We start from the raw sequence: 12991 nt of genomic DNA on the forward strand, positions 1-12991 counted from the left end.
TTATGAGCGCATTAACCAACCCTAGTTCATTATTACTTCGTAATAGCGAAAACCTCAAGGCAGACTCTATTTTAGTGGTTAATTTTGTCCAAGATGGTTTTTTGTCACAGCTTCAACAGCTAAATCCTAACAGTAGGATTAGTGCTTTTAGCTACAACCATGCAAATGGCGAGTTTGCAAAAAGCATCAAAGGTATTGATGTTTGCGTAAGCCATGAAATAGCGGCACACAATTTTGATTTAGTTATTTATTATTACCCTAAAGCCAAACCAGAAGCACTGATGACGCTGGATAATATCCGTGCAGTTATTAACCCTGAAGCCGAACTATTGGTGGTTGGTGAAAATAAAAGTGGTGTAAAATCAATTGAAAAGCAATTTAGCAGTTACTGTGAATACAGTAATAAAATTGACAGTGCTCGCCATTGTGCTTTGTATCTATTTACAGAAATAACTACATTAGCTGAATTTGCAATCACTCGTTACCACAAACAATTCAATGTTGATGTTGCTGGCTTGAGTTTTAATGCGATTAGCATTCCTGGCGTGTTCAACCACGGCGAACTTGATGGTGGCACTAAAATATTGCTTGAGAATGCACCAACTATTAAGTCAGGGAATGTACTCGATTTTGGTTGTGGCGCAGGTCTTATTGCCACTTTTTTGGGTTTGAAAAATCCAGCATTGAATTTTACTTGTACAGATGTCAGCGCCCTTGCCGCTTATGCAACGGAGCAAACACTAAAGCTTAATAATATCAGCGGCAAAGCTTTATTAAGTGATGGTTTAGCTAAGGTAAGCGGAAAGTTCGAACTAATTATTTCAAACCCGCCGTTTCATACCGGTATTGCGACTGATTATACCGTAGCAGAACAATTCTTAAGTGGCGCGAAACAGCATTTGACTAAACAAGGTAAATTAACAATTGTTGCAAACAGTTTCTTAAAATATCCACCTATTTTAGAAAGCCAATTTGGTGAGTATCAAACGGTGCATAAAACCAATAAGTTTGCAGTATATAGCAGCTAATTAAGCCGAAAGCTCAATACCGCAACGCGCTCAAAAAGCTGCTGAAAATAAAAATAGGTAGCTTTACAACAAACTTAGGATATTTTTTAGTTACTTTGATAGGTCTTTGCTAGACTTATGGTAATTCTATCCCAATTATATATTCGGCTTTCATCATAATAATGCCTAAATCAACGTCGCAAACAAGTATTCGTAAAGCTCTGATCAGCGCAGTGATGCTTGTTACAGCCTTGTCTTTATCATTATCAATTTCAATATCTACTTACCTTGATGTAAAAGAACAAAAACTTTTAATAATAAACAAACTCAATATTTTAGCTGAAATTATCGCATTTAATGCGCAAGTTACAGTATTGTTTGATGATAGAAAAACCGAAGAGCAACGACTTAAATCTTTTGAAAGCATTCCACTCGTTAAAAACATACACATTTATGCGATCGATGATATTTCAAACAAACCTGTATTTTTTACCAGTTTCAATGCCAAGAAAACCCCACCTGTGCCGCTGCGTGTAGATAACATTGAACAGCTGCAGCAACCAAAGATCACCGAAGATTATGTAGAGTTGATCAAACCGATCAACTACGAGGGCAATATTAAAGGCTACGTCTATATTCGTGGTGGACTAGAACGTCTCAATGCCTATATTAATAAAAAAATCCTTATCGATATTCTTTTAACATTATTCGTTTTAGTGTTGGTCTATTTTGTTGCAAAGCGCATTCAAAAACGTATTGCCGACCCAATTGACCAGTTAAGCACCTTACTGCAGGATGTCTCAAAAAATCATAATTATGACGCCAGAGCCAAAAAAACAAATATTTCCGAAATAAATACCCTTTCAAATAGTTTAAATATCATGCTGACTCGCACTCAAAACCAAATCGAGCGGCATAAAAATGATAAACAAGAAATTAAGCAATTAAACCAAAGTTTAGAAGAGAAAGTAAATCAACGTACCATCGCACTCAGAGAAGCTAACCAAGAGCTACTAACAACGCTAGAGCGAATGCATCAATATCAAAATCAAATTGTTGAAAGCGAAAAAATGGCCTCTCTAGGACAAATGGTTGCCGGTGTTGCCCATGAGGTGAATACGCCCATAGGTTTGGGGATCACCGGCTCCACTTTACTACGTGATAAGCTGGCAGAAATAAGCCAAGGGTTTGATCAAAAAACGTTAACCTCAAGCCAGCTAAAACGTTTTATTGATAATGGCATAGAAAACTTAGATCTTATCTATCGAAATTTAAATCGTGCGGCTGAGCTGGTTTCCAGCTTTAAAAAAGTCGCTGTGAATCAAGACGGGGAACTAAGTTCGCTGATTAATATGCATGATTTGCTCAGCAATGTAATCGTTTCAATGCGTACAGAATTACTCGTAAAAAACCCTAACATTGTTATTCATTGTTCATCGCAACTAATGTTTGAAACCAAAGCTGGGCCACTGCAGCAAGTACTGCAACAATTATTAAGCAACTCTATCATCCATGGCTTTCGAGATAATCAAAACAATGAAATCGAAATTACAGTTGAGCGAAACGAAAGCAGCCTGACCATTAACTACTTTGATAATGGTGTTGGCGTTGATAAGAGTATTAAAAAACGTATTTTTGACCCCTTTGTTACAACAAAGCGTGGCGAAGGCGGTAGTGGCTTAGGTATGCATTTAGTTTACAATTTAGTCACTCAAGCCTTAGGCGGGAGTGTTTATTTTGATGACCAAAATTCAACTGGAACCCGTTTTATTATCACCTTGCCATTAACCGAGGCAAGTCGAATATGAAACTAAGCGGTTTACTCCTGGCTTTGATAATCGCTTTTCCATGCTTTGTACTGGCTAAATCACCAGAGCAAGTTAAGTCCGCCTTTTTATTTCAGATTGCAAAATTTGTAGAGTTCCCCCAAATTAGCAATAATCGGCCGGTGACTTTTTGTTTTTACAACATTAAAAAGGGGGTTGGCGAGTTATTAAAGAGTAATTCTAGCCTGAAAATTAACAATAGACCGATTGAAACTGTCTTAATTGATAAAAATCAGCAAATTTCTGAACTTTCTCGTGTTTGTGATATCACATACATTGATGAAACAATGGAAGATGATATAATTCCACTTTGGATCGATACCATTTCATTAAATACCTTAACAGTTGGTGAGAGTATTAATTTTTTAGAAAAAGGTGGCGTTATTTCTTTGATCCAAGAAGGGAATAAAATCCGACTGTATATCAATAAACAGCAGTTGTTGCGCAGTAGTTTTAAAGTGCAATCTCGGTTATTAGCTGTTTCTAAATTTCATCCGAATTGATTTTACTTGTTAACAATTGGATATACTCCTATAATCACTAGTATTCGGTTTTATAATACAATACCGAATTAATTGTAAATAAAATATTCCGAAAAAGGTTAATTAATAATGCAAACGCCAGTCATTCTGATTGTAGAGGATGAAGACGTAACTCGACTAAACCTCGTTAGTTTATTTGAAGCTGAAGGTTACAAAGTTATTGAAGCCATTGATGGCGATGACATGCATGACAAGCTTACAAATAATGATGATGTGAACCTTGTAGTTATGGACATCAACCTGCCAGGCAAAAACGGGCTAATTTTAGCGCGTGAATTACGTCAAAAGCGTAACGTTGGACTTATTTTCCTAACCGGTCGTGATAATGATGTAGACCGTATATTAGGCCTAGAAATTGGTGCGGACGACTATATTACTAAGCCGTTCAATCCTCGTGAACTAACTATTCGTGCTCGTAACTTGCTTTCTCGTACTGCTCTTGGCGGTGAAGAATCAAGCCTTGAAACAAATGGTGTGATCACCTTCAATGGCTGGGAACTTGACGAAAATAGCCGCTGTTTAACATCGCCAAATGGTGACGCTAAGCGTTTACCTAAAGGTGAATACAGAGCACTACGTTTAATGCTTGACTCTCCAGGCCGTATTTTTAGCCGCGAGCAACTGATCAAGCATATGACTGGTCGTGAACTTCGTGCAAATGACCGTACTGTTGACGTAACGATCCGTCGTATTCGTAAACATTTTGAAAGTGATAACAGCACATCTGAGCTGATCAGCACCATCCATGGTGAAGGTTATCGTTTCATTGGCAAAATTGATAGTTAATATCTTTTTTAGCAAATACCTGCAGCATTAACGTTCTAATTGCTGTAAGAATAAATGAAGGGCCTGCTGCCCTTCATTTATTTTATCTGCCAATATAGTTAGCCAATCTTTTAATTCTTCATCACTTTCCTCAATCGCACCGTGTTCCATTTTCTTAGCATGCAATTGCACATCATTTAGACCAACAGAGCCAGCTGCGCCTTTGAGTTTATGTGCTACGGATTTATATTCTTCACGATCTCCATCAGCTAATGATGCAGCTAATTCTTGCTGGTATTGCGGATTCAATTTTTCAAATAAACTACTGCTACGTTTAAAGATCACAATACCCATTGAGTTAACAAAGTCTTCAATGGTCTCAACATCCAATAACTCAACATTGATATTTACAATGGCTTCTTTACTCACTGTCAAACGCGTCTCAGCGCATTGGTGTTGCTGTTTTATATCAAATAGTTCCGCCAACATTTTATCAAGCTTAGTGGTATTGATCGGCTTAGCTAAAGCACCTTGAATTGAGATCCCTTGCAGCTCTTCTTCAGCACTGCGAACATTGGCCGTCAGCGCAACAATAGGTAACTTATCAAAATGACTATCGGCACGGATCTGGCGTGCAACTTCATCACCATTAATATCTGGAAGTTGCATATCAAGTAATACAAGATCGAGATCATCTTCTGTTTCAACGAACGACAGCGCATCTTCACCTGTTTCAGCCCAGATCACTTCGTGGCCACGCTGTTCAAGTAAGTTAGTGGCGATTTCAGCATTAAGTGGCACATCTTCAACCAAAAGAATATTTAAACTACGGCCAACATAACTATGCTCAGCTGGCGCAATACATAGAGTCAACGGTATTTCTACTACAAAACAGCTACCCTCACCTTCTGTACTGCTAACATGTAACTGCCCTTTCATGGCAGTTACCAGCGCTTTAGTTACGGCTAAACCAATACCCGATCCAATTGCATTTGTGCCATTTAAGTCGGGGGCTTTATAGTACATATCAAAAATACGATGTAATTGTTCTTGTGGAATGCCTTGGCCGGTGTCGGTGACTTTCATTACCAACCACGCACCATCTGCTCGGTTCTCTCGGTTACACGCTAATTCCACCTTACCTTGTTGGGTAAATTTGACGGCATTGTTAATTAAGTTCCAAACAACTTGTCGTAAGCGTGTTGGATCTAACTGTGCGTAAATATCCAACATACCCTTGCGTTTAATTTCAAACTCTAGGCCTTTTTGCTCTGCTATTAGCCCTGCAAAGTTAACAACATCATTTATAAAGTCAGATACATTGATAGAATCAGTCACGATATCAAGCTGTTCGCGGTCAATTTTATCTAGATCAATAATATCGTTAAAAATATTGCCTAACGTTTCAGCGCTTGAAAAGACCGTATTACACCAGCTTCGTTGTTGCTTATCTAAGTCGGTATCAAGCAGCATTCGGGTTAAACCCACAATTCCGTTAAGTGGTGTACGTAATTCATGGCTCAAAGTGGCAATAAATTTCCCTTTATCTTTATACGCAGTTTCAAGTGCCTGCGCAGCTTCTTTACGACTGGTGATATCACGGCCAAACGCAAGCAAACCAATGTACTCACCATCATCATTAATAAACGGTAGTTTTCGCATTTCAAACCAACGCTTTTCATTGCCAACAGGGTATTCAACATCGAGGGTTAATGCTGCGTGGGTTTTTTCAACTTTATTATCTGTAATGAGTACTTCCGGTAAATATTGCGTTGGGTAAATTTCCTCTGCCGTTTTACCGATTAATTCCTCACTCGATTTCCCAATAACTTCCTCAAACATTTTATTACAGCCTGCAAACACGCCATTGTTGTCCCGGTAATAAAATAAGTCAGGTGAGGAATCGACTATAGATCGCAATAACATGCCCTGTTGTGCAAGTTCTTGTTGCGTTTTTTTACGTTCAACAATTTCTCGTCTAAGCTCTTCAATTGCACGATGCTTGGCATGAAAAGCCATTTTACGCTCGTCTATCTCAACATTTAGCCGATTAATATTATCTTTTAATGTTTGGTTTAATAGCTTTTCTTGTTTAGTGGCACTATCTAAATAGGCATATGAGGCATCTAACTGACGAATAGAGTTGATCAGGACGCTGATAATAATAGGAGACACAACCGCAGTAAAAAACATCACGGCAAGCACATCGACAAGCGTTACTGTGCCCACCGCAACATAATAAAACATACACGATAGTATTAATGCGAGCACTAATAGTAATGCATAACAAATAGTTGCGGTTTTGAATTCACCAAATCGAGTAATTAAACTGGAAAGTATTCGAGCCCATGGGCTCAAAGAGGAATCGATCATATAAATCTGTCTCTTAACTATACGTTTGTGTATATAAAAGTCAGCTGATTAACAGCTACACATAAAAAATTACTATTGCTATGATTTTAGCATTTTTGTATTAACTATTTTCATCTTCCGCGACGAAAACAGAAAATTTTCATCTACCACGTATTTTTAGATTTTTTCGTGTAAAATACCGCGCTTTACAATTGTCAATTACGAGATTTTTCATGCAAAGCAACATGCCCGATATAGCAGATACGGCTCCCGCCTTACAATCAGGTAAATTAGACTGGGTTGGTATGGCTGATATTGAACTGCCTTTTATATTCGAGTCTCGTGATCTTGCAGCAATTAATGTCAATGCTAAAGCCCGCGCTTTTGTTAACTTACATAAAGAAGACGCCAAAGGCATCCATATGTCACGGTTATTTTTAGCACTCGATACTTTATCCACTGAGCAACAGGTTAACCCGCTGACGATTGCCCAAGCGCTAGATACCTTTATCTCCAGTCATGAAGGGCTATCCGATCAAGCTAAAATTGAATTCAAATTTGAATTACCACTGCGCAGAAAATCACTGTTAAGCGGCAAAGCTGGCTGGAAAAGCTACCCGCTAACAATAGAGGCAAAAATTGACCGCGGTGTGCTAAGTTTTGAACTGAGCCTTGATGTAACTTATTCATCAACATGTCCTTGCTCTGCAGCATTAGCACGTCAGCTTATTCAACAAGCGTTTGCTGAAAAATTTAGTGGGCAAACATTAAATCATGAACATGTACTCAACTGGCTTGGTAGTACTGACGGCATTGTGGCAACCCCTCATTCACAGCGCTCTATCGCCAATGTAAAAGTTAAACTTGCGAGCAATATCACTGAGTTTGATATTTTAAGCCTGATAGATACCCTAGAAGGTGAGCTTAAAACGCCAGTTCAAGCAGCTGTTAAACGCGAAGATGAGCAAGAGTTTGCTCGTTTAAATGGTCAGAATTTAATGTTCTGTGAAGATGCTGCTCGTAAAATAAAAGCAGTATTAGAAGATGCACAATACGCTGATTACTGGTTACAAATAAACCATTATGAATCACTTCACGCCCATGATGCCGTAGCGATTGCTGTAAAAGGAATTGATGGCGGATACCAGCCATAACTTAATGGTTATTAAAGTGTAACTTTGCACCAACTGGGCACGTAAATTGCTATTAGAATTACAGTGTCAATTTGTTGTTGTGGAGTTACCGTATGGAATTCGCTTTATTATCAATTTTAGTATTAGTGGTTGGGGCATCTGTTGTTGCGTCAAAGTTTACCGACGATGGCGGAAATCCTTACCCATTCACGCGTAAAACCAGTGTTTTTACGCAAGTTGAAAGTTCTTTCCTTAATCTTTTAGAGCGCGCTGTAGGCGACCAATTCAAAATTGTTAGCCGCGTGAAATTAATCGATATCATTGATTGTAAGAAAGGTTTGTCACCTAAAGCTAAACGTGCAGCAATCGCTAAAGCAAAAAACAAACAGCTTGACTATGTATTAATCGACAAAGAAAAAATGACCATTGTTGCGGCCGTTGATTTAGTTAATAACGCCAACAAAGATGGCCATAAAGCACAACGCGATTGGTTTGTTAACGGCGCACTAGAAGCCGCTGGGATCCCACATATTCGTATGAAAGTAAAATCTGGCTATCGCCCGAGTGAAGTACGCGAAGCAATTATGTTTAAGCTTGGTAAACCAGCGACGACAAGTTTACGCCCTACTCGTAATCGAGTTACTAAGCCTGCGGTACTCTCTCCTTCTCAAGCCAAAGCACATTCAACTGCTTTAGCTGAAATATAAGCTGCCTTAAACGATAAAATGCGAGCTTTATACGCTCGCATTTTTTGTTTGTTTTACCCTACTCTTATTTTTACAGTATAATCATGGCATTCAATTCGAGGAATTTAAAATTATGAATGTTGGTATTATTGGCGCAATGGAGCCAGAAGTTAAAATTTTGCGTGCAGCAATGCAAAATCCACAAGTGCTAACTAAAGCTGGTTTCACTTTCTACACTGGTGAGTTAGCTGGTAATACAGTAACTTTAGTGCAATCAGGTATTGGCAAAGTAGCCTCAAGTATCGCCACCACCTTATTGATCGATAACTTTCAACCTGATTGCGTGATCAACACAGGCTCTGCAGGTGGTTTTGAGCCATCACTAAATGTTGGTGATGTGGTTATTTCATCAGAAGTACGTCATCACGATGTTGATGTAACCGCATTCGGTTATGAAATTGGCCAAGTACCGCAAATGCCAGCTGGGTTTGCCGCACACCCTAAATTAATTGACGCAGCTGAGCAAAGCATTGCCCAAATCGGCGATGTTAAAACTATGGTTGGCTTAATTTGTACGGGAGACTCATTTATGTGTGATCCAGTACGCATTGATAAAGCGCGTGCAGACTTTCCAACAATGCTTGCCGTTGAAATGGAAGGTGCTGCAATTGCACAAGTATGTTTTAGCTTAGAAACTCCTTTTGTTGTGATCCGTTCAATGTCTGACATTGCCGGCAAAGAATCACCACAGTCGTTTGAAGAATACCTAGAAACTGCTTCTATTAATTCATCTAAAATGGTTGTGGCATTACTAGAAAAACTAACATCGGTAACGCTATAAGGTGTTATCCAATTTAGTTCAACAACATGTGGACTTTATTGTATTTATATTAGCGCTCCTTGCTGAGCGCTTTTTGCCTTTAGTAAGCTGGTATCACCCAAACACATTTTTAGGCGCAGTATTTAACGCACTAGCCAAACGTGTTTATCGTAGTACAGAATCCACAAGTTACCAGTATTTATCCTCTTCGCTATGTTTCACTTTAGTCCTTCTAGTGATCATGACCTTAGTGATCCTGCTGCTTGAATTTGCCTACTACCCCGAACTTTTAGCAGGATTAATCCTTTATCTAAGCCTAGAGTGGCGCACAGTAGAAAGCAAAACGCTACGAATTGCACGACTGCTCAAACAAAACCAAAAAGCCACTGCTCGCGAGTTATTAAAGCCCCTACTTGCCCGTCAAGTTAATACACTATCTAGCCCAGGGATTTGTAAAGCCGCTATGGAGACGTTGATCCTCAGAGTTGCTCGGCACTATTTTAGCGTAATATTTATTTACTTACTGTTTGGGCCAATGGCTGCCCTTGCTTATCGCTTACTTACTTTGATCCATCAAGCTTGGCGCAGAGATTTATTGCCTAATAGCCCTTTTCTAAAGTCACTTAGTGGCTTGTTGTTTATTATTGAGTGGCTACCCACTCGGCTACTCGCATTAACTATTGCAGCTAGTAAAGCGAGTAAATTGAGCATTCATTATATCAAACATTATGGCCGACACTTTTATCAAACCAACAGTGGCTGGTTGCTCAGTTGTTGCTCAGCCTCTATTGGCGTGCAACTAGGTGGCCCTGCTATATACCAAGGAGTTCGTTTTGATAAAATGCGCATCGGCACCGAACGCTTACCAAAAGCAGATGATATTCCGGTGTTGATCAATCGACTCAATCAAGCCCGTGGTTTTTGGCTACTGATAATACTTGGGGCAGAGATAGTTAAAACAATTGTATAGAACACAGAGAGAAAAAAACCAGCCGAAGCTGGTTTTTATTACTTAAATATCTAACTGAATTTTCATTCTTTATTCATTAAGCACAGGTAATGTTTGCGAATTTACGTTTACCAACTTGATAAATTGCCGTCGTGCCTTTTGCAATTTCTAGCTTAGTATCAGTGACTTTTTCTTCGCCATTGATTTTCACCGCACCTTGTTTGATCATTCGCATCGCTTCTGAAGTACTTGCCACTAAACCTGCTTCTTTAAGTAAGTTCGTGATAAATACCGTATCTTCATCTATGGTTACAGTCATATCAGGGATATCATCTGGTAATGCATTTTTTTGGAAACGTTTAATAAAGTCTTCATGCGCTTCTGTTGCCGCTTCATTACTATGAAAACGAGCAATCATTTCTTTTGCTAAATCAATTTTAATATCGCGCGGGTTGGTGCCTTGCGCAACGTTCTCTTTTAGTGCGGCAATTTCCTCAATTGATAAGCTGCTTAACAAATCATAATAACGCCACATCAATTCATCACTGATAGACATAATTTTACCAAACATATCGTTCGGCGCATCTGTAATACCAATGTAGTTACCTAATGACTTAGACATTTTTTGCACACCGTCGGTGCCTTCTAATAGAGGCATCATTAATACAGTTTGCGGTTTTTGTCCTTCGTCTTTTTGCAGCTCACGACCCATTAGCAAGTTAAAGCGTTGATCCGTACCACCAAGCTCAACATCCGCTTCAAGTGCCACTGAATCCCAACCTTGTACTAAAGGATACAGAAACTCGTGAATGGCAATAGATTGTCCGCCTGCATAACGCTTTTTAAAATCATCGCGTTCCAGCATACGAGCAACCGTTTGCCGTGCTGCTAATTTGATCATACCTGCCGCGCCTAGGTTTTCCATCCAAGTAGAGTTAAACGCAACAGTTGTTTTAGCAGGGTCTAAAATCTTAAATACTTGTTCTTTATATGTTTCAGCATTCGCTAGTACATCATCACGGGTAAGCGGTTTACGAGTTACATTTTTTCCCGTAGGGTCACCTATCATGCCAGTGAAATCACCAATTAAGAAAATGACTTCATGACCTAAGTCTTGGAAGGTTTTCATTTTATTAATTAACACTGTGTGGCCTAAGTGTAAGTCAGGTGCGGTTGGATCAAAACCCGCTTTGATCTTTAGCTTTTTACCAGACTTCAGCTTTTCAACTAATTCGTCTTCAATTAATATTTCTTCTGCACCGCGTTTAATCTCTGCTAGAGCGGTTTGTAAATCCACTGTGTATTACTCCAAAAAATTCAGTCAACCTAGGGATTCTAGCGTAAATTAACGCCAGTTTAAATCTACAAAACACTGGTATTAACGCTTTATTAAGTATATCCTGCAATATTAGTGATTAATTATCTTGACAGCAGGAAAAGGCACGTTATGGTTCGCGTTGTGCACAAACTCCCAAAAAAACACAAATTGCTTATTCTAGGCTTAGTTTCTGCTATTGCTGCTTTAACACTCATACCTTCAGAAAAAGCAACTGCCTCTAAAGACAATAGCGCTGATGCACTAGAAATTGGTAAACGCTACGAATTACAAATTAAAGTTGATGACGTTGAACAATTAACTGAATTAAATTCGCAAGAAGACGCAGCAAAATTACCAGAATATGACCTAGTCGATTTTGAAGTAAAGAACGGTGACAATTTAGCACTTATCTTCAAGCGCGCTGGTTTTAACGCGCAAACCGTTCATAAATTACTTAATACTAATGCGGAAACACGTAAACTAACTAAAATTCATCCTGGTGAAGTGCTTAGTTTTGCCACCGCAGAGGACGGCTCTTTAGCGCAACTACGCTATGTGATCTCAAAAACAGATACTTTATTTGTAACCTTGAACGAAGAAGGTAATTACGATACTTCTATCGACAGTAAAGAGATCGAAACCCTCACTAAATCTACTGGTGGCGAAATTACCAATAGCTTTTGGACCTCAGGTATTGCAGCTGGTTTGAGCGAACGTCAAATTATGAACTTTGCAGATATTTTTGGTTGGGATGTGGATTTTGCTAACGATATTCGTAAAGGCGATCAATTCGGCTTAATTTACGAGTCGCACTATGTTGATGGCGAATTTATAGGCACAGGCAAAATTATTGCCGCAGAGTTTATTAACCAAGGCCAACGCTACGCGGCTATTCGCCATAGCGACGATACTTTTTATACCCCTGAAGGCCGTAGCATGAAAAAAGCCTTTTTACGTGCCCCGGTTAACTTTAAGTATATTAGCTCAAGCTTTAACCCACGCCGCTTGCACCCGGTTACTAAAACGGTAAAACCCCATAACGGTATTGATTACGCAGCACGCACAGGCACACCCGTTGTGTCATCAGGTAATGGTAAAGTAATTAAATCAGGTTACAGCAAGTACAATGGTAATTATGTATTTATTAGCCATGGTACTCAGTACGTAACTAAGTACTTACACTTAAATAAACGTATGGTTAAAACTGGTCAAAAGGTTAAGCAAGGCCAAAAAATTGGCACCGTCGGCGCAACAGGTCGAGTAACCGGAGCTCACTTACACTATGAGTTTTTAGTTAACGGCGTTCACCGAAACCCTAAAACTGTTAAGCTACCTAAATCTGAGCCGTTACCACGCGACGAGCTTGCTAAGTTCAAGCCAATCGCAGATAACTTCTTAGCCCAGTTAGAGCGCAACAGAGAGCTACAGTTAGCGCTTAAGTAAGAGCGGTCAGCGGTCAGCGGTCAGAATTTCTAACTTATCTTGGTTTACAGTAAAGATTTAGATGTGATTTTTTTATAAATAATGAAGATTACTTTGAAATGTTATTTAGCACTGTTATTTTTTAAGAGTTAGCTCTCTTTATAACATGGG

At 39.1% G+C, this 12991-nt stretch carries 11 protein-coding genes; 9 read left to right on the top strand and 2 right to left on the bottom strand.

All coding sequences use genetic code 11. The features are described from left to right. The first annotated feature begins 2 nt into the window (after positions 1 to 2). The 4 genes from rsmC to arcA all read left to right on the top strand — a co-directional run bounded on the left by rsmC (position 3) and on the right by arcA (position 4161). On the top strand, positions 3 to 1028 hold the full coding sequence (rsmC, locus tag CWB85_RS00655; RefSeq protein WP_138553791.1) for a 16S rRNA (guanine(1207)-N(2))-methyltransferase RsmC: 1026 nt from the start codon (positions 3 to 5) through the stop codon (positions 1026 to 1028). Positions 1029 to 1189: 161 nt separating this feature from the next. Then, positions 1190 to 2815 carry a sensor histidine kinase gene (locus CWB85_RS00660; RefSeq protein ID WP_016709831.1) on the top strand — a complete coding sequence of 542 codons (1626 nt, stop codon included), beginning with the start codon at positions 1190 to 1192 and terminating at the stop codon, positions 2813 to 2815. Beyond that, positions 2812 to 3336 carry a YfiR family protein gene (locus CWB85_RS00665; protein ID WP_016709832.1) on the top strand — a complete coding sequence of 175 codons (525 nt, stop codon included), beginning with the start codon at positions 2812 to 2814 and terminating at the stop codon, positions 3334 to 3336. The genes CWB85_RS00660 and CWB85_RS00665 overlap by 4 nt, the downstream gene beginning before the upstream one ends. A gap of 108 nt (positions 3337 to 3444) precedes the next feature. After that, complete coding sequence (arcA, locus tag CWB85_RS00670) at positions 3445 to 4161, top strand: two-component system response regulator ArcA (protein WP_016709833.1); 717 nt, start codon at positions 3445 to 3447, stop codon at positions 4159 to 4161. 27 nt (positions 4162 to 4188) lie between these two features. On the opposite strand, the gene arcB is transcribed toward arcA, so the two are convergent. Further along, positions 4189 to 6513: an aerobic respiration two-component sensor histidine kinase ArcB gene (gene arcB / locus CWB85_RS00675; RefSeq protein ID WP_138553792.1), complete on the bottom strand. Its 2325-nt coding sequence runs from the start codon at positions 6511 to 6513 to the stop codon at positions 4189 to 4191. Positions 6514 to 6725: 212 nt separating this feature from the next. Here arcB and folE2 point away from each other — a divergent pair, with 212 nt between their 5' ends. The 4 genes from folE2 to CWB85_RS00695 all read left to right on the top strand — a co-directional run bounded on the left by folE2 (position 6726) and on the right by CWB85_RS00695 (position 10101). Further along, on the top strand, positions 6726 to 7646 hold the full coding sequence (gene folE2 / locus CWB85_RS00680; RefSeq protein ID WP_138553793.1) for a GTP cyclohydrolase FolE2: 921 nt from the start codon (positions 6726 to 6728) through the stop codon (positions 7644 to 7646). Positions 7647 to 7738: 92 nt separating this feature from the next. Continuing rightward, positions 7739 to 8332: a DUF2726 domain-containing protein gene (locus tag CWB85_RS00685; RefSeq protein ID WP_138553794.1), complete on the top strand. Its 594-nt coding sequence runs from the start codon at positions 7739 to 7741 to the stop codon at positions 8330 to 8332. Between the two features lie 112 nt (positions 8333 to 8444). Next, entirely contained in the window at positions 8445 to 9152 is a 708-nt protein-coding gene (gene mtnN, locus CWB85_RS00690; RefSeq protein ID WP_016709837.1) for a 5'-methylthioadenosine/S-adenosylhomocysteine nucleosidase, read from the top strand. Position 9153: 1 nt separating this feature from the next. Then, a complete protein-coding gene (locus CWB85_RS00695) occupies positions 9154 to 10101 on the top strand; it encodes a cobalamin biosynthesis protein CobD/CbiB (protein ID WP_138553795.1) in 948 nt (315 codons plus the stop codon). A gap of 76 nt (positions 10102 to 10177) precedes the next feature. Here the strand turns inward: CWB85_RS00695 and tyrS are convergent, their stop codons facing one another. Continuing rightward, the gene (gene tyrS, locus CWB85_RS00700) at positions 10178 to 11377 is read right to left on the bottom strand and encodes a tyrosine--tRNA ligase (protein WP_016709839.1); all 1200 of its coding nucleotides are present in this window, start codon (positions 11375 to 11377) and stop codon (positions 10178 to 10180) included. A 150-nt stretch (positions 11378 to 11527) separates the two neighbouring features. Between tyrS and CWB85_RS00705 the strand changes: the two genes are divergently transcribed. After that, positions 11528 to 12841 (top strand): peptidoglycan DD-metalloendopeptidase family protein, encoded by a 1314-nt coding sequence (locus tag CWB85_RS00705; RefSeq protein ID WP_016709840.1) that lies wholly within the window; start codon positions 11528 to 11530, stop codon positions 12839 to 12841. Positions 12842 to 12991 lie beyond the last annotated feature (150 nt).

Origin of the sequence: Pseudoalteromonas sp. S1727, assembly GCF_005886375.1 — a bacterium.
In the GTDB taxonomy this organism is placed as follows: Bacteria; Pseudomonadota; Gammaproteobacteria; order Enterobacterales; family Alteromonadaceae; genus Pseudoalteromonas; species Pseudoalteromonas haloplanktis.

Bases quoted from the DNA above. Each gene is read 5' to 3' on its own strand.
- rsmC (WP_138553791.1), top strand. From the start codon at position 3: ATGAGCGCATTAACCAACCCTAGTTCATTATTACTTCGTAATAGCGAA.
- CWB85_RS00660 (WP_016709831.1), top strand. From the start codon at position 1,190: ATGCCTAAATCAACGTCGCAAACAAGTATTCGTAAAGCTCTGATCAGC.
- CWB85_RS00665 (WP_016709832.1), top strand. From the start codon at position 2,812: ATGAAACTAAGCGGTTTACTCCTGGCTTTGATAATCGCTTTTCCATGC.
- arcA (WP_016709833.1), top strand. From the start codon at position 3,445: ATGCAAACGCCAGTCATTCTGATTGTAGAGGATGAAGACGTAACTCGA.
- arcB (WP_138553792.1), bottom strand. From the start codon at position 6,513: ATGATCGATTCCTCTTTGAGCCCATGGGCTCGAATACTTTCCAGTTTA.
- folE2 (WP_138553793.1), top strand. From the start codon at position 6,726: ATGCAAAGCAACATGCCCGATATAGCAGATACGGCTCCCGCCTTACAA.
- CWB85_RS00685 (WP_138553794.1), top strand. From the start codon at position 7,739: ATGGAATTCGCTTTATTATCAATTTTAGTATTAGTGGTTGGGGCATCT.
- mtnN (WP_016709837.1), top strand. From the start codon at position 8,445: ATGAATGTTGGTATTATTGGCGCAATGGAGCCAGAAGTTAAAATTTTG.
- CWB85_RS00705 (WP_016709840.1), top strand. From the start codon at position 11,528: ATGGTTCGCGTTGTGCACAAACTCCCAAAAAAACACAAATTGCTTATT.